18 protein-coding genes are annotated in these 16,409 nt (G+C 69.4%); 5 read left to right on the top strand and 13 right to left on the bottom strand.

The window, feature by feature from the left end; all coding sequences use genetic code 11:
* Window positions 1-6 precede the first annotated feature (6 nt).
* From dapE to BM360_RS06910, 3 genes are read right to left on the bottom strand one after another with little or no spacing between them, the layout of a single operon-like run.
* Window positions 7-1,125, bottom strand: coding sequence for a succinyl-diaminopimelate desuccinylase (dapE, locus tag BM360_RS06920; protein WP_093312749.1), 1,119 nt, complete (start codon window positions 1,123-1,125; stop codon window positions 7-9).
* Window positions 1,126-1,164: 39 nt separating this feature from the next.
* The gene (locus BM360_RS06915) at window positions 1,165-1,833 is read right to left on the bottom strand and encodes a glutathione S-transferase family protein (RefSeq protein ID WP_093312744.1); all 669 of its coding nucleotides are present in this window, start codon (window positions 1,831-1,833) and stop codon (window positions 1,165-1,167) included.
* A 44-nt stretch (window positions 1,834-1,877) separates the two neighbouring features.
* On the bottom strand, window positions 1,878-2,429 hold the full coding sequence (locus tag BM360_RS06910; protein WP_093312739.1) for a TIGR00645 family protein: 552 nt from the start codon (window positions 2,427-2,429) through the stop codon (window positions 1,878-1,880).
* 95 nt (window positions 2,430-2,524) lie between these two features.
* On the opposite strand from BM360_RS06910, the gene BM360_RS06905 reads away from it, so the two are divergent.
* Entirely contained in the window at window positions 2,525-3,334 is an 810-nt protein-coding gene (locus tag BM360_RS06905) for an aldo/keto reductase (protein ID WP_093312737.1), read from the top strand.
* 302 nt (window positions 3,335-3,636) lie between these two features.
* Here BM360_RS06905 and yihA read toward each other — a convergent pair whose 3' ends face one another.
* The 8 genes from yihA to BM360_RS06865 form a co-directional block, all read right to left on the bottom strand.
* Window positions 3,637-4,293, bottom strand: coding sequence for a ribosome biogenesis GTP-binding protein YihA/YsxC (yihA, locus tag BM360_RS06900; RefSeq protein WP_093312735.1), 657 nt, complete (start codon window positions 4,291-4,293; stop codon window positions 3,637-3,639).
* A complete protein-coding gene (yidC, locus tag BM360_RS06895) occupies window positions 4,290-6,002 on the bottom strand; it encodes a membrane protein insertase YidC (RefSeq protein ID WP_093312734.1) in 1,713 nt (570 codons plus the stop codon). The genes yihA and yidC overlap by 4 nt, the downstream gene beginning before the upstream one ends.
* A 12-nt stretch (window positions 6,003-6,014) precedes the next feature.
* Window positions 6,015-6,218 (bottom strand): membrane protein insertion efficiency factor YidD, encoded by a 204-nt coding sequence (yidD, locus tag BM360_RS06890; RefSeq protein ID WP_423228897.1) that lies wholly within the window; start codon window positions 6,216-6,218, stop codon window positions 6,015-6,017.
* Window positions 6,219-6,256: 38 nt separating this feature from the next.
* Window positions 6,257-6,604, bottom strand: coding sequence for a ribonuclease P protein component (rnpA, locus tag BM360_RS06885; protein WP_093312732.1), 348 nt, complete (start codon window positions 6,602-6,604; stop codon window positions 6,257-6,259).
* An 8-nt stretch (window positions 6,605-6,612) separates the two neighbouring features.
* The gene (rpmH, locus tag BM360_RS06880) at window positions 6,613-6,747 is read right to left on the bottom strand and encodes a 50S ribosomal protein L34 (RefSeq protein WP_093312731.1); all 135 of its coding nucleotides are present in this window, start codon (window positions 6,745-6,747) and stop codon (window positions 6,613-6,615) included.
* 102 nt (window positions 6,748-6,849) lie between these two features.
* Window positions 6,850-7,188 (bottom strand): hypothetical protein, encoded by a 339-nt coding sequence (locus BM360_RS06875; RefSeq protein WP_242653346.1) that lies wholly within the window; start codon window positions 7,186-7,188, stop codon window positions 6,850-6,852.
* Window positions 7,185-7,499 carry a hypothetical protein gene (locus BM360_RS06870; protein ID WP_242653345.1) on the bottom strand — a complete coding sequence of 105 codons (315 nt, stop codon included), beginning with the start codon at window positions 7,497-7,499 and terminating at the stop codon, window positions 7,185-7,187. Before BM360_RS06870 ends, BM360_RS06875 begins: the two co-directional genes overlap by 4 nt.
* Window positions 7,496-7,690 (bottom strand): hypothetical protein, encoded by a 195-nt coding sequence (locus BM360_RS06865; protein ID WP_093312729.1) that lies wholly within the window; start codon window positions 7,688-7,690, stop codon window positions 7,496-7,498. Before BM360_RS06865 ends, BM360_RS06870 begins: the two co-directional genes overlap by 4 nt.
* Window positions 7,691-7,778: 88 nt before the next feature.
* On the opposite strand from BM360_RS06865, the gene BM360_RS06860 reads away from it, so the two are divergent.
* Window positions 7,779-8,417, top strand: a complete 639-nt coding sequence (locus BM360_RS06860) for a S24 family peptidase (RefSeq protein WP_093312728.1) — start codon at window positions 7,779-7,781, stop codon at window positions 8,415-8,417.
* An 8-nt stretch (window positions 8,418-8,425) separates the two neighbouring features.
* Here the strand turns inward: BM360_RS06860 and BM360_RS19530 are convergent, their stop codons facing one another.
* Window positions 8,426-8,593 (bottom strand): hypothetical protein, encoded by a 168-nt coding sequence (locus BM360_RS19530; RefSeq protein ID WP_165611219.1) that lies wholly within the window; start codon window positions 8,591-8,593, stop codon window positions 8,426-8,428.
* A 132-nt stretch (window positions 8,594-8,725) separates the two neighbouring features.
* Between BM360_RS19530 and BM360_RS06850 the strand changes: the two genes are divergently transcribed.
* The 3 genes from BM360_RS06850 to BM360_RS06840 all read left to right on the top strand — a co-directional run bounded on the left by BM360_RS06850 (window position 8,726) and on the right by BM360_RS06840 (window position 15,153).
* Entirely contained in the window at window positions 8,726-8,941 is a 216-nt protein-coding gene (locus BM360_RS06850) for a hypothetical protein (protein ID WP_093312721.1), read from the top strand.
* A gap of 93 nt (window positions 8,942-9,034) precedes the next feature.
* Window positions 9,035-10,990 (top strand): autotransporter assembly complex protein TamA, encoded by a 1,956-nt coding sequence (locus tag BM360_RS06845; protein ID WP_093312717.1) that lies wholly within the window; start codon window positions 9,035-9,037, stop codon window positions 10,988-10,990.
* Entirely contained in the window at window positions 10,987-15,153 is a 4,167-nt protein-coding gene (locus BM360_RS06840; RefSeq protein ID WP_093312712.1) for a translocation/assembly module TamB domain-containing protein, read from the top strand. Before BM360_RS06845 ends, BM360_RS06840 begins: the two co-directional genes overlap by 4 nt.
* Here the strand turns inward: BM360_RS06840 and BM360_RS06835 are convergent.
* A complete protein-coding gene (locus BM360_RS06835; RefSeq protein ID WP_093312710.1) occupies window positions 15,147-16,397 on the bottom strand; it encodes a multidrug effflux MFS transporter in 1,251 nt (416 codons plus the stop codon). The two genes, BM360_RS06840 and BM360_RS06835, sit on opposite strands and share 7 nt — an antisense overlap.
* Window positions 16,398-16,409: the final 12 nt, after the last annotated feature.

The raw sequence follows: 16,409 nt of genomic DNA, 5'->3' as shown, positions 1-16,409 counted from the left end.
CCGCGTTCACCCCAGCGCGCGGCGGATCACGCCTTCGTAGATATCGACCAGCGCATGCAGGTCGGGCAGCGCCACCGCCTCATCCAGCTTGTGCATCGTCGCGTTGACCAGGCCGAGCTCCACCACCGGGCACAAGGCGACCAGAAAGCGTGCATCGGACGTGCCGCCCGAGGTGGAGAGTTTCGGCGCACTGCCCGTCGCCGCCTCGACAGCATCGCTCACCATCTGCGACAGCGCGCCCGGCGGCGTCAGGAACGCCTCGCCCGAAACCTGGGCACGCACGCTGGCGCGCGGTGCGTGGTGCCGGACCACCGCCTCGACATGCGCCGCCAGATCGGCGCCGCGCTGAAGATCGTTGAAGCGGATGTTCAGCCGCGCCCGCGCCGCGCCGGGGATGATGTTCGTCGCCGGATTGCCGATCGCAATGTCGGTGATCTCGAGGTTGGACGGCTGGAACCAGTCCGTGCCGCGGTCGATCTCCCACGCCGAAAGCTCCGCCAGCGCCGCCACCAGCCGCGTCGCCGGATTATCGGCGAGGTGAGGATAGGCCACATGGCCCTGCGTGCCCGGCACCTCGATCCACAGATTGACCGATCCGCGCCGCCCGATCTTGATCGTATCGCCCAGCCGCGCCTCCGAGGTCGGCTCACCGACCAGGCATAGATCGGGCACCAGCCCGCGCGCGCGCATGCGCTCGATCAGCGCGACCGTGCCGTGCGTTGCCGGCCCTTCCTCGTCGCCCGTTATGACAAGGCTGAGCATCCCCTGATGCTCGGGCACTCGCGCTGCGGCGGCGACGAAGGCGGCGAGCGCACCCTTCATGTCGACCGCCCCGCGCCCGTGCAGCAGCTCGCCATGGATCGTCGGCGCGAACGGATCGCTCGCCCAGCCGTCACCCGGCGGCACCACATCGCTGTGCCCGGCAAAGGCGAAGTGCGGTGCGCCCGACCCGCGCACCGCCAGCAGGTTCTCGATCGGCCCGTCCGGCGGCCCGCCGCTGGTGAAGCGCTCGACCGAGAAGCCGATGCTCTCGAGCGCCGACGCAAGCACGCCGAGTGCACCGCCGTCTTCAGGCGTGACGGAGGGGCAGGCGATCAGGCGGCTGGCAAGGTCGACGACATCCATGGCGCTGCGCCTAGAGGCTGGGGCGCCGGCATGGAAGCGTCACGCTTCGCTCGGCACCTCGAACTTCTCGATTACCCAGGGCTCGTCCTGCGCGGCGTCGATCCACGCGGTCACGTCCGGGTGGCGCAGCACCGCGCCCATATACTGCGCGGCGAAGCGGGGCACCGGGATCGAATAGGTGAGGAAGCGGGTGACGACGGGGGCGAACATGATGTCCGCCGCGCCCCATTCGCCGAACAGGAAATCGCCCTCCGATCCCCAGCGGGAGCGCGCCTCGGCCCAGAGCGTCACGATGCGGGTCACGTCCGCCACCACGGCGGGGGAGAGAGTTTTTGCCGGAAAGGTGCGGCGCACGTTCATGCTGTGCTCGCGCCGCAACGCCTGGAAGCTGGAGTGCATCTCCGCCGCCATCGACCGGGCGGTGGCGCGTGCTGCCTCATCCTCCGGCCAGAAGGGAGCGCGGCCGACACGGTCGGCCAGGCACTCGATGATGGCGAGGCTGTCCCACACCACCATGTCGCCATCCCACAGGATCGGCACCTTGCCCGAAGACGGCGCGAACTCGCCCCCCTCGCGCCTTTTGTCCCACTCCTCGTCATAGAGGGGGACGACGATTTCCTCGAAGGCGAGGCCGGAGCGGCGGACGGCCAGCCAGCCGCGCATCGACCAGCTGGAATAGGCCTTGTTGCCGATGAACAGCTTGAGCATCGGCGCGGGATAGCCGCCCGGTCGATCCGCGGCAACTCGCGCGGTCAGTGGCGCTCGCGCACCGGCGTGGTCGACGACAATTTGTCGACGAAGGCGATGCCGATCGCCGACAGGATGAAGACGCCGTGGATCACCGTCTGCAGGATCACGCCCTGCATGGTCACCCGCGCCTCGGGCGTGCCGAGCGAAGCGGCCTCGATGAAGGTGCGCAGCAGGTGGATGGAGGAGATGCCGATGATCGCCATCGCCAGCTTCACCTTCAGCACGCCGGCATTGACGTGGCTCAGCCACTCGGGCTGATCCGGGTGCTTCTCCAGCCCCAGCCGCGAGACGAACGTCTCATAACCGCCGACGATGACCATCACGAGCAGGTTGGAGATCATCACCACGTCGATCAGGCCGAGCACGACGAGCATGATCTGCTGCTCGCCGAACCCGCCGGCATGCGTCACCAGGTGCCAAAGATCGTGCAGGAACAGATAAACATAGACGCACTGCGCGACGATCAGCCCGAGGTAGAGCGGCAGCTGCAACCAGCGCGAGCTGAAGATGAGCATAGGCAGCGCGCGCAGCGGCCGGGCATCGGTCGTGTTCATTTCGGCGCCTTAGCAATCCGGATCAGCGCGGCCAAGCATCGGCATCCGCACGCGCGGCGGTGCGTTGCCCCGCTTCGGATCGCGAAGGAGCCCGCATGACCTACAGCCCAACCGTCCAGCTCAACGACGGCTACAGCATGCCGCAGATCGGCCTCGGCGTGTATCAGATCCCCGAGAACGAGACGGCGGAGATGGTGACCCGCGCCATCGATCTCGGCTACCGCGCGGTCGACACTGCCACGATCTACGGCAATGAGCGGGAGGTGGGGGAGGGCGTCCGCGCGCGCGACGAGACGATCTTCGTCACCACCAAGCTGTGGAACGACGCGCATGGCCGCGGCGCCGCCCGGCAGGCGTTCGAGGACAGCTTCGCCCGTCTCGGGCTCGACTGGCTCGATCTCTACCTGATCCACTGGCCCCAGCCGCAGCACGACCTTTATGTCGAGACGTGGCGCGCGCTGATCGAGCTGCGCGAGGAGGGCCGGGTGCGCTCGATCGGCGTGTCCAACTTCACCGTCGCACAGCTTCGCCGACTGATCGACGAGACGGGCGTGGTGCCCGCCGTCAACCAGATCGAGCTCCATCCCGCCTTCCCGCAGGACGAGCTGGTCGACTTCCACCGCGAGCACGACATCGCCACCATCAGCTGGTCGCCGCTCGGGCGCGGGGCGATCCTTGACGATCCGGTGATCGCCCAGGTGGCGGCGCGGCATGGCCGCAGCCCCGCGCAGATCATCCTGCGCTGGCACCTCGAGCGGGGTCTCTGCATCATCCCCAAGACCCGCAGTCCGGAACGTCTGGCCGAGAACTTCGCGCTGCACGATTTCGCACTCGACAGTGACGACATGGCCAGCATCGCGACACTGGCCCGCGCGGACGGTCGCATCTTCGCCGAAAGCATGTGACGCCTACTATTAACCGCCGTCGAAGCTAGGCAGAGCTGTAGGTGGCGGCGCTGTTGCCGTCACATCAAAGGAGTCATCATGTCCCTCACTGACATGTGTCTCCTGCTTGGCGTGCTGATCGCCTTTGCCACCCTGATCCTCAAGGTGGTCGAGGTGTCTCGCTCCAAGTAGAGCACACGGGTGGGGGCAGGCTGCAACCTGCCCCAAACGAATTGAGCCCCCGCTGCTGCAACAGCGGAGGCTCGCATCAAAGGATCATGTCCTCACTGACGCCTGATACATAGCGTATCGGCAGTCCGCCTTCAACCGCGCGCCGCCTCCAGCACCGCCGCACGCAGCTCGGCGATGCCCTCGCCCGTCTCGCTCGACGTCGCCAACACCTCGGGGTGCGCGGCGACGTGCTTGCGCGCCTCGGCGGCGGTCGCTTCCTGCACCCTGGCCAGCTCGGTCGGCTTCACCTTGTCGGCCTTGGTCATGACCAGCCGGTAGGAGACGGCCGCCTTGTCGAGCATGGTCATCAGCTCGCGATCGACATCCTTGAGGCCGTGGCGGGCATCCACCAGCACGAGGCAGCGCTTCAGCACCACCCGGCCGCGCAGATAGTCGTTCACCAGATGCTTCCAGCGCCGCACCATGTCCTTCGGCGCCTTGGCGAAGCCGTAGCCCGGCATGTCGACCAGCCGGAACACCGCCGGCTCGCCCACCGCGAAGAAGTTGAGCTCCTGCGTGCGGCCGGGCGTGTTGGAGGTGCGCGCCAGCCCGTTCCGCCCGGTCAGCGCGTTGAGCAGCGATGATTTGCCGACGTTGGATCGCCCGGCAAACGCCACCTCCGGCAGCTCCGGCGCGGGAAGGTGCTGCAGCCCGGGCGCGGAGAGCATGAAGCCCACAGGCCCGGCGAACAGCTTGCGCGCGGCCTCGATCGCATCGTCGCCGTCCGGCGCGTCATCAGCCTCGGTCACTTGGTCGGCGCCGTCTTCAGCGCCGGATGGCGGCTGTAGAGGAAGCGCTGCTGCGCGATCGAGAGCAGGTTGTTCATCACATAATAGAGCTGCAGGCCCGCCGCGAGCGGCGCGAAGAAGAACATCATCACCCACGGCATGATCGAGAAGACCTGCTGCTGCACCGGATCGGGCGAAGCTGGGTTCAGCTTGAATTGCAGATACATGGTGATGCCGAGCAGGATCGGCAGCACGCCGATGCCGATCATCGGCGGCGGCGTGAAGGCGAGCAGGCCGAACAGGTTGACCGGCGTCATCGGATCGGGCGCCGACAGGTCCTTCAGCCACAAGGCGAAGGGCTGGTGGCGCATCTCGATCGTCAGCAGCAGCACCTTGTAGAGCGCGTAGAAGATCGGGATCTGCAACACGATCGGCAGGCAGCCCGCCAGCGGATTGACCTTCTCGCGCTTGTACAGCTCCAGCATCTCCTGCTGCAGGCGCGCCTTGTCGTCCTTGTATCGCTCCTGCAGCTCCTTCATCTTCGGCTGCACCACGCGCATCCCCGCCATGGAGGCGAACTGCTTGTTCGCGACCGGGAACATCAGCAGGCGGATGATGCAGGTGAGCAGCAGGATCGCGACGCCGAAGTTGCCGACCGCCTTGAACAGCGCATCCAGCAGCCAGAAGATCGGCCGCTCGAACCAGTAGAACCAGCCCCAGTCGATCGCGCGATCGAACATCGGGATGGCCGACGCCTTCTCATACTGATCCAGCAGCGCCACTTCCTTGGCGCCCGCGAAGAAGCGCACGTCCTGCGAATAGCTGCGGCCCGGCGGCACGATGCGCGTCTGCCCGGCCAGATCCGCCTGGTAGCGGCTGTTGGCGCCACGGAAGTTCGCCTCCACCCGCGCGTTCGGCAGGGGGGACAGCGCCGTCAGCCAATATTTGTCGCTGAAGCCCAGCCAGCCGCCGGTCGAGGCGAAGTGCGTGCCCTCGGTCTCGCCCTTGTCGAGATCCTTGTAGTCCGGCCCGTAATTTGCCGCGCCGTTGAACACGCCCATCGGCCCGGCATGCGCCGTCCAGCTATCCGGATCCTTGCTGTGGCCGACGCGGCTGAGCAGCGCATAGGGGCGCACGCCCGCTGCACCACCGCTGCCGTTCGCCACCGTCTGCGTGACGGTGAAGAGGTAGACGTCGTCGAGCGCGATACGGATGGCGAAGCGGATGCCCTGCGGGTTGGTCCAGCTGAGCGTCACCGGCCGCGCGGGCGTCAGTTCGGTCGCATCCGCGGCCCACACCGTGTCCGGACCGGGCAGGGTCACGCCCTCCCCCGACCAGCCGAACGCCGCATAATAGGCGTCCGCCGCGCCCGCGGGCGACAGGAGGCGGATGGGCGGCGAGTCCTTCGCCAGCGTTTCCTTGTAGGTCGACAGCACCAGATCGTCGATCCGCGCGCCCTTCAGGCTGATCGTGCCCGCCACCCGGCTGTTGCGGATCGCCACACGCGGCGATTCGCGCAGCACCACCGCGCGGTTGCGCAGCGCCGCGGGGGAGTCCGCCGCCGGATCAGCGCCGGGATTGGCCACCGGCACCGTCTTGCCGTCCACCACCTTCGTCGTCGGCGGGTTGGCCGCCGGGAAGAAGTGGCGGCTGACGAAGCTCCAGCCCAGGATCACGATCACCGAGAGGAGGATCGCCAGCAGCAGGTTGCGATTATTGTCGCTGTTCACGAAAACGCCTTTTCAGGGAACGGGGTCATGGCCGCAGCCGCCCCACGGGTGACAGCGCAGGATGCGCCGCGCCGCCAGCCAGCCGCCTTTCGCCGCTCCATAGCGGGTCAGCGCCTCGATCGCATAGGCCGAACACGTCGGCTGGAACCGGCAGGAGGGCGGCAGCACCCGGCTGGGGCCGATCTGCCACAGGCGCGCCACCCAGATGAGCGGCATCGCCAGCAGGCTGCGCCCGGCCGGCTGGCCCGATGTCGTCACGCCGCCGGCCCGCTGCGGCTTGCCTTGGCAAGCGCCTTGGCCAGCTCGGCGCGCAGCTGCTCAAACGGCCGTTCGACGCCGCCGGCACGGCCGATCAGGACGTGATCGGCCCCGGCGATGCCATGGAGAGGCAGAAGCTCGCGCCCGAGCGCGCGAAAGCGCCGCTTCATGCGGTTGCGCACGACGGCGTTGCCGATCTTCTTCGTCACGGTGATGCCCAGGCCGCGGGCGGGATCGCCATCGCCGCGGGGGTGCACCAAAAGCACGAAGCCGGGCATCGGCTGGCGACGCCCGGCATTGGCTTTCAGAAACTCGGCCCGCCGCGCAAGCGTGCGGACCGGCACGTCACCGCTCAGGCGGACAGCTTGTTGCGGCCGCGTGCGCGGCGCGCCGCCAGCACCTTGCGGCCGCCCGGCGTCGCCGAGCGCGAGCGGAAGCCGTGACGCCGCTTGCGGACGAGCCGGCTCGGCTGGAAGGTGCGCTTCATCGTATTGGTCCTCAGACAAGGGCAGTGGCCGAAAAACGGAAAGGGCCGCCTGGTGGGGCGGCCGCAGTTCGGCCGCGCGCATAGGGGAGGGGGCGGATCGAGTCAACCGCCGGGCGCCTCCCGCGCCCTTGCCAGCGCGGTGCGGCGGCGGTGGCTGGGCCGTCGCATCCCCCAGTCGCACATCCGCCCCGTTTTGGGAAATCGCGACTTGAACCGCACGTACAGCCGCTTGGCCCAGGCCGAGGTCCGCAGCACCAGCGACAGCCCCGCCGCTGCCACCAACGTGCCGCCCGGCCCCGGCAGGACGCCGACCAGCGGCGCTGCAAGGATGAGCGCACAACCGACCGCGAACAGCGCATTGCGCCTCCACGCGCCGCTCTGGCCTGCACCTCGCATGGCAAGCCAGATGGGGCGCGATCCGGCCCGATCAAGCGGGCTCATGCATCCTCGATCGTCAGCGCCTCCACGGTCAGGCACCCGTCCGCGCCTGCCGTTGCGACAAGATCGGCGACGATGTGGCCGCGCAGTGGCAGGTCCAGCTCCGCCGCCTTCGCCGCAAACGCCGTTGCCGCCTCGATACTCGGCAGCACCAGGTCCAGCCGGTGACGCGCGCCGGTGAAGGTCGCGCTCGCCCAGGGGATGCTCTGCGTTGCGGCGAAGGTGGCGTCGGGCAGATACTCGCCGATCGCGCGGATCAGCAGCCGGTGCGCGTCCGGCGAGCGGGCTGCTCTCCGATGGGCGAGACCACTCATCGCGCATCCGTCGCGCGCGGGGTTGCGGCGCGAATATGCTCGCGCACGCGCGCGATGGTCAGCTCGCCCGGTTCGCGCCCGTTCCGCAGATCGCGCACGAAACTCGGATCGTTCATGGCGTGGCGACCGAACACCGACGGCGCGGTGCCGCTGCGCTTCAGATGCCGTTCGATCTCCTGCAACAAGGTCATGGCCACGCCCTCCTTCGACTCACATGTTCATGATCTGTTCTCTGATTTCCTACTTGTCTAGGAAATTTCCTAGACCTAGGACGGTGTGGTGGAAGATGACGCCGCCCGCGCCGCGCTGGACGCGCACCGGATCGCGCGCGGGCACGATTATGCGGCTCTGTCGCGCGTGGTCGGGCGCAACGCCGCCTACATCCAGCAATATATCAAGCGCGGCTCGCCCCGGCGCTTGGCGGAGCGGGATCGCCGCCTGCTGGCAGCATTTCTCGGCGTGCCCGATGCTGCGCTCGGTGGGCCGGAGCCGGCGCCCGCGCCCGATCTCGTCACGCTCCCGCGCTTGTCGGTCGCGGCCTCGGCGGGCCCCGGCGCGCTGGGTGAGGAGCATGCGATCGGCCGCATCGCGCTCGACGCCGCGTGGCTGCGGCAACTTGCCCCGCACGGCACCGCCGATCTCGCCTTGCTCAGTGTCGAGGGCGATTCGATGGAGCCGACACTGCATGACGGCGACGAGATCATCGTCGATGCCGCGGCGACGCGCCGTCCGCTCGCCGATGGCATCTGGGTGCTGCGGCACGACGATGCGCTGCTGGTCAAGCGGCTGGCCCGCGCTGCGGCCGGTGGCATCGTCATCATCAGCGACAATCGCGCCTATCCGCCGTCAGGCCCGCATCCGCCCGCCGCACTGCGCCTGATCGGCCGCGTGATCTGGTCCGGTGGCCGAGTTCGCTAGGAAACTTCCTAGCGGCGCCGATCGCGCAGCCACAATCCGAGCGCCAGCAGCCCGCCGGCGCCCAGCCCGCCGAGCACGCCGAGCGACGGCTGGCCCGCAATCGTACCGACGAGCGCGCCGGCTATGGTCAGCAAAGCGATGATCGCGCCGGCTGCGCGGGGTTCCCTGGACGACATGGCGCCGCCTTGCCACGCGCCTGCGCCGCGCACCACCCGGCATGGTGAAGCTCGCCTTCACCTTGCACGTTGACGCGGCTGGCAGGTCCGCTGGCGCAAGGGCGCATCCGACGCACTTGCCCGGGGGACGGCTTGACCGACACGACGCTCTTCATCGCGGATCGCGCCACGCTCGACAGCGCGGCCGAGCTGCTCGCCCGCTTCGGCGATCACGCCGCGATCGAGGCGGCGCTGCGGGCGGGAGCGAGCCGGGACAAGGGCAATGTGGTCCACTTCTGCCGCTGGCGTCAGGTGGAGCGCCTGATCGAGGTGCTGGCGGCCGATCAGCCGGTGGGCACCGTTCACTGATCGCGGTGGCAGCCGCGCCACGCTGAGCACCTTCCCGGACGGGAGCGAATGCGGGAAGTGGCGGAGCCATCGCCGCCGCGCTAAGGTTGCGCGATGCAGCCCGTTTCTCCGTGGCGGCGGCGGGTCCGTATCGCCGGCTGCGCGTTCCTGCTCGCCGCAACGGGCCCGCTCCGGGCGCAGATCCTCACGCCTGCATCGCCTGTGCCTGAGCCGACGCTGGACCCTGATTCACCCCTTGCCCCCTTGCCCGATCTCGGAGTCGAGTGGCCCGATCTGGCCACCAGCGCCGCCGATGCGCCCATCGCCGCCGCGATCGATACCGCAGGCGAACAACGCTATCGCGTCGCGCTTCAGGGGCTTGGCGTTGTCGGCACCCCTGCCTTCCTCCAGCGCTTCGATTCGCTCTCCGTGCTGCATGGCGGGGAGGGGGAGCCCGCCAACGTCGCGCAGATCGACCGGCGCGCGCGCGAGGATGAGGGGCTGCTGCGCGATCTGCTGCGCGCTGAGGGCTATTACGATGCCGGGGTCGAGGCGCGGGTCGAGGCGGAGGCGGGCACGCGCCGCATCGTCGTGACGCTCGCTGCCGAGCCGGGGCCACGCTACAGCTTCCGCGAGGTCACCACACCGGGCCTCGCCGCGGCAGCCGGCAAGGCGCCGACGCTGGAGGCCGCCTTCCCGGTGAAAGCCGGTGATCCGGTGGATGCGGAACGCGTGCTCGCCGCCCGCACCGCGCTCCAGACCGCGCTCGGACGCGAAGGGTTCGCCTTCGGCACGGTGGGCGAGCCGCAGGTGATCGTCGACCACGAAACGCGCACCGCCACGCTCGCTTTGCCGGTGACGACCGGCGCCGCGCAGCGCTTCGGCACGGTGCGGGTCGAGGGGGACCGGCTGTTCGGTCCGCGCCATCTCGCCCGGATCGCCCGCTTCCGGCCCGGCGATCCTTACGATGCGGCGCTGGTGGAGGATTATCGCCGCGCGCTGATCCAGACCGGGCTGGTCTCGACCGTGCGCATCACCTCGACGCCGGGCCCCGACGGCACTGTCGACCTCTTCACCCGGCTGGAGCCCGCGCCACCGCGGACCGTCGCGGGCGAGCTCGGCTACGGCACGGGCGAGGGCGCGCGCGCCGCGCTCAGCTGGACGCACCGCAATCTCATCCGCCCCGAAGGCGCAGTGACGGTGCGCGGTGTGCTTGGCACGCAGGAACAGCTTGCCGGCGTGGCGCTGCGGCGATCCAATTACAAGGCGCGCGATCGTGTGCTGAGCGCGCAAATCCTGGCTTCGCACACCAATCGCAACGCCTATGATGCGCGCACCTTCACGCTGTCGGGCTCGCTCGAGCGCCAGTCCAACATCATCTGGCAGAAAAAGTGGACGTGGAGCGTCGGCGGCGAACTGGTCGCCTCGGACGAGCGGGACGTGATCCGCACCACCGGCGTCGCCCGCCGCCGCACCTACTTCATCGCCGCGGCACCCGGCAGCCTGGCCTATGACGGCACCGACGATCTGCTCGATCCCACGCGCGGCTATCGCCTGGCCGGTCGCCTCTCGCCCGAATTGTCGCTCCAGTCGGGCAGCTTCGGCTATGCGCGGATGCAGGTGGATGCGTCGGCCTACGTCCCCGTGTCGCCGGGCGTCGTGATCGCTGCGCGCACCCGCATCGGCAGCATTGCCGGCGCCGCACGCGATCGCATCGCGCCGTCCCGCCGTTTTTATGCAGGCGGCGGCGGATCGGTGCGCGGCTATGGCTATCAGGATGTCGGACCCGTCGACATCGATGGCGATCCGGTCGGCGGGCGCAGCCTCGCGGAGTTCGCCGTGGAGGGGCGCGTCCGCTTCGGCGATTTCGGCGTGGTGCCGTTCCTCGATGCCGGCAATCTCTACACCAGCGCGCTGCCGCGGTTCACCGGTCTGCGCTACGGTGCCGGGCTCGGCGCGCGTTATTATACCAGCTTCGGCCCGATCCGTGTCGATGTCGGCACCCCGCTGAACCGACGTCGCGGAGACGCACGCATTGCCGTCTACGTCTCGTTGGGTCAGGCGTTTTGAGCGAGGCAGCCCCGCCTGTGCCGCGTGCCGCGCGCTGGCCATGGTGGATCCGCTGGCCGCTCGGCATCGTCGTCACGCTGGTGCTGGCGGTCGGCATCGCCTTGTGGGCGATCGACACCGGGCCCGGCCACCGCTTCATCGCGGATCGTATCGGCGCCCTGCCGATCCGGTCGGGCCTGCGCATCCGCATCGGCCGAATCGACGGATCCATCTGGCGCCGTGCGCGGCTGGTCGACCTGCGGCTCTACGATCTCGACGGCCTGTTCTTTGAGGCACCCGAGGTGCGGCTCGACTGGCGCCCGACGCGCTGGCTGGCCAACCGGCTCGACGTGCGTGATCTCACCTCCGACTTCGCGACACTACATCGCATACCCCGGCTGCGGCCGACAGGTCGCGACCAGCCGATCCTGCCTGATTTCGACATTGCGCTCGGCCGCCTCAAGGTGACCCGCCTCGTGCTCGGGCCGCAACTGGCCGGCCGCCGCCGCGTCGCGGGCCTCGATGCGCAGGCGGATATCCGCTCGGGCCGGGCTCTGCTCGATCTGCGTGCACGCGTGGCGGGCGGCGGGGATCGGCTGCTCGTCCGCCTCGATGCGGAACCCCGCGCGAATCGTTTCGACCTTGCCGGTGAGCTGGACGCACCCGCCGATTCGGTCGCTGGCGTAATGCTCGGCACGCGCGGGTCGATCCAGGCGCGGATCGGCGGACGTGGCACCTACCAGCGGTGGGACGGGACCGCGCAGGCCGAGTTCGGCGGTCGCCGCGTCGTCGATCTGACGCTTGGAGCGCGCGACGGCCGCTACACGCTGACCGGTGGTCTCACCCCGTCACCCTTCCTCAACGGCAAGGCGCAGCGTCTCACCGCACCGCGGATCGGCGTCACCGGGGAGGCGCGGTTTGCCGACCGGAGGCTGGACGGGCAGGTGGAGTTGCGCTCCGCCGCGCTCGCCATCAACGCCAAGGGCGTAGTGGATCTGGCGGAAAGCCGCTTCGATCCGCTGAAGATCGATGCCAACCTGTTGCGTCCAGCGGCCCTGTTCCCGAACATGAGTGGCCGCAACATTCGCCTGCAGGCGGAGCTGACGGGCGCTTTCTCGACGGCGTCGTTCCGCTACCGCCTGACATCCCCGCGCTTCGCCTTCGACCAGACCGGGTTCGAGGGCGCCAGCGCGTTCGGCGCAGGCCGCTTCTCGCGCGCACCGATCGCGGTGCCGATCCGCTTCCATGCCCGCCGGGTGACGGGTGTCGGCGACGTGGCAGGCGGCATCCTCGGCAATCTGGATCTTGCCGGCACGCTCAAGGTGACACCGAAACTGCTCACCGGTGACGGCCTGACGCTCCGATCCGACAAGCTGAACGGCCGACTCGCGCTGCTCGTCGATCTGGTCACCGGCAATTACGCGGTCACCCTGTCGGGCGGCCTTCGCCGTTATCTGATCCCCGGCCTCGGCATCGTCGATGTGTCGAGCGAGCTCCGCGTCGTCCCCGGGCCTGGCGGCCGCGGCACGCGCGTGATCGGGCGCGGGCGGGCGGCGGTGCGCCGGTTCGACAATGCCTTCCTGCGTGGGCTGGCCGGTGGCCTGCCGCAGATCGACACCGCGCTGGAACGCCAGGCCGACGGCACGATCCGCTTTACGGGGCTCCGGCTCACCGCGCCGGCGCTGCGCATCACCGGCAACGGCTTCCGCCGGCGGGACGGCACCTTCTTCTTCGAGGGCGGCGGCAACCAGGCAACCTACGGCCCGCTCCGCCTGCGGCTCGACGGGCGCATCGACAAGCCCAAGCTGGACATCGTGCTGGCGCGGCCGGCCGATGCGCTGGGCCTGAGCGACGTCGTCCTCGCGCTCGATCCGAATGCAGAGGGTTTTGCGTGGCAGGCGCGCGGCGGATCCACGCTGGGCCCGTTCACCGGCGCGGGGCAGATCGCACTCCCGGCAGGGCAGCCCGCCACGGTGCGGGTCGCCCGTCTCGATGTCAGCGGCACGACGGCGTCCGGTGCGCTCCGCTCCGATCCCGGCGGCTTCACCGGCCGGCTCGATCTGGCGGGCGGTGGCCTGAGCGGCCCGCTGCTGTTCGCGCCGCAGGGCGAGATCCAGCGGATCGAGGCGCATCTGCTGGCGGCTGGTGCCATGCTCGGCGGGGTTGCCGATATGCGCGTTCGCCGCGGACGGCTGGATGCGGTGCTGCTGCTCGATCCCGCCGGGACGGCGATCGAGGCGACCACGACGGCTTACGGCTTGCGCCGCGGATCGATCTCGCTCGCTCGGCTTGCCGGCAATGCATCGCTCAAGGGCGGTCGCGGCACGGTGAAGGCGTCCGTCGCGGGGTCGCGCGGGCGGGCCTTTGCGCTCTCGACCGTGCTCGGGCTTGAGCCGGGGCGGATCACGCTGATCGGGCAGGGGGAGGTGGATCGCAAGCCGCTGCGCCTCGCCGCACCTGCCGTGCTGTCCCGTGAAGGCGACGGCTGGCGCTTGGCGCGGACGCAGGTGGATTATGCTGGCGGATCGGCGGCGGTGGCCGGCCGCTTCGGCCCCGGCGCGACGGAGCTGGAGGCGGATCTCACCGCGCTGCCGCTCGTCGCGCTCGACATCTTCTATCCCGGTCTCGGGCTCGGTGGCAAAGCGACGGGCAGCCTCATCTATCGCACCGCGGCGGGCGCTGCGCCGACCGGTCGAGCCAACCTGACCGTGCGCGGGCTCACCCGTTCGGGCCTCGTCCTGTCGTCACAGGCGATCGATGTCGGCGTGGCTGCCGTGCTGCGCGCTGACGGCGCGGTCGGCCGCGCGACCATGGCGAGTGGCGGGCGGACCATCGGCCGGGCCCAGGCGCGTGTCGCGCCGCTCGCGCCCGGGCAGGATCTGGTTGAGCGCTTGCGGCGAGCACCGCTCTTCGCACAGCTCCGCTATACCGGGCCGGCTGATACTTTGTGGCGGCTGACCGGCATCGAGACGATCGACCTGTCAGGACCGGTCGCCATCGGTGCGGACATCGGCGGCACGCTGGCCGATCCGTTGATCCGCGGTTCCCTGAAGGCGCAAGGGGCGCGCCTGGAAAGTGCGGTTTCGGGCACGGTGATCGAACAGCTTGTCGCCGACGGTCGCTTCGGCGGATCGCGCCTGGTGATCGATCGGTTCACCGGTGGCACGCCGCGGGGCGGCACGATCGCCGGCCGCGCTGCCTTCGATCTGGCGGGCGGGCTGGGCATCGACATCGCGGCCAACGCGAACAAGGCGCTGCTGCTCAACCGCGACGACATCCGTGCGCAGGTGACGGGCCCGCTCGCCATCCGCTCGGATGGGCGTGGCGGCGTGATCTCGGGCGATCTGGAACTTGATGCCGGGCGCTTCCGCCTCGGCCAGGCCGCTGCCGCCACGGTGCCGCGCCTGCCCGTGCAGGAGGTGAACCGCGCTGCCGACGATCCGGAGCCCGTTGCGGCTGCGGCACCTTGGCGGCTCGACCTGCGCGCCCGTGCGGACAATCGGCTGACGGTGAACGGTCTCGGCCTCGACAGTGAATGGCGTGCCGATCTGACGATCAAGGGCAATGTCGACAATCCGGCGATCACCGGCCGTGCCGACCTTGTCCGCGGCAATTACGAATTTGCCGGCCGTCGCTTCGATCTCGATCGCGGCATGATCCGGTTCCAGGGCGAGGCGCCACCCGATCCGCTGCTGGATATCGTCGCCAATGCGAACATCCAGGGCCTCTCCGCGACCATCCGGGTCTCCGGCACGGGGCAGAAGCCGCAGATCGATTTCCAGAGCGTGCCGGCGCTGCCCGAGGACGAGCTACTGTCCCGCCTGCTGTTCGGCTCCTCCATCACCAGCCTGTCCGCTCCGGAAGCCCTTCAGCTGGCCGCTGCCGTCGCCTCGTTGCGCCAGGGCGGCGGCGGCATCGGGCTGAACCCGATCAACACGCTGCGCCGGGCGGCCGGGCTGGACCGGCTGCGGATCCTGCCCGCCGATCCGACGACCGGTGCCGGAACCGCAATTGCCGCCGGCAAATATCTCGGGCGGCGCACCTTCGTGGAGGTGATTTCGGACGGGCAGGGTTATTCGGCGACGCGGCTGGAGTTCCAGGTAACGCGCTGGCTGTCGCTCCTGTCGACCATCTCCACCATCGGCCGGCAAAGCGCCAACGTGCGCGTCTCCAAGGATTATTGAGCGGCGGCAGGGTCGGGGTGATGCGGGCGGAAGAGGCGTCCCCGCTCGGTCCACAGCACGCAGAGGAACGAGGCGGTCGAGCAGAGCACGAAGCCGAGGATCATCGGCTTCGTCGATCCGTCGAACGACTGGCCGATCGCCGCGCCGATCAGTGCGGCCAGCACGGTCGAAACGGCGCCCTGCACCGACGCGGCGGTGCCTGCGATCGCGCCCATCGATTCCATCGCCATGGCGCCGAAGTTCGATCCCGTCATGGAGAAGAAGAACATGGTCGAGGCCTGGAAGACGACGAAGCTGGAAAGGCTTTCGCCCATCGTCACGGCATAAATATAATGGAGGCAGGACAGCGTGATCATGCCGATCAGCGCCGATTGCGAGACGCGCCGCGTGCCCCACCGCCCGACCAGCCGCGCATTGAGCAGCGAACCTACGCCCATCGCACCCGCGCAGCCGGCGAAGACGTAGGCGAAGATCTCCGGCCGGTGCAGCACGTGCTCGAAGATCTGCTGCACCGAGTTGATGAACCCCATCAGGCAGGCGAAGCTGAGCGCCATCGCCAGCATGTAGCCGCGCGAGGTCCGGTCCCGGAGCACTTGCCCGAAGCCGCGGACGATGGTGCCGGGATCGAGCGGCCGGCGCAGTTCAGGGCTAAGCGTCTCCGGCAGGCGGAGCGCCGCCCACAGGACCAGCGTGGCGCCGAAGGCGGCCAGGAAATAGAAGATCCACCGCCACGGCCCGGCCAGCAGGATGAACTGGCCGATCGAGGGCGCGAGGATCGGCACCGCGAGGAAGACGATGAACGCCAGGCTCATCACCCGCGCCATCTGCCGCCCGGCATAACGATCCCGCACGATCGACACGGCCAAGACCCGCGTTGCCGCCGCGCCCATGCCCTGCACCAGCCGGGCGGCGATGATCTGGGGAAAGCTGCTTGCGAAGGTGGCGAGGAGGCTGGTCGCCACGAACAGGCTCAGCGACAGGAACAGGACGGGACGCCGGCCAAACCGGTCGGCGAGCGGCCCGTAGACGATCTGCATCGAGCCGAAGCCGATCACGTAGGCGGAAATGATGAACTGACGCTGGTTCTCGACCGTGATCCCCAGCGCTTGGGCCATCGACGGCAGCGCGGGCAGCATGATGTCGATGCCGAGCGCGTTGATCGCCATCAGCCCGGCGACGAGGCCGACGAACTCCTTGAAACCGGGCCGCTCGGGCGTCCGGTCGCTGCTGCTCGTTTCGTGCATCCGGCGGCGATG

The organism is Sphingomonas jatrophae (assembly GCF_900113315.1).
GTDB lineage: Bacteria > Pseudomonadota > Alphaproteobacteria > Sphingomonadales > Sphingomonadaceae > Sphingomonas_P > Sphingomonas_P jatrophae.
The sequence above is the reverse complement of the archived record's forward strand: the minus strand, read 5'-3'. Positions and strand labels throughout refer to the sequence as shown.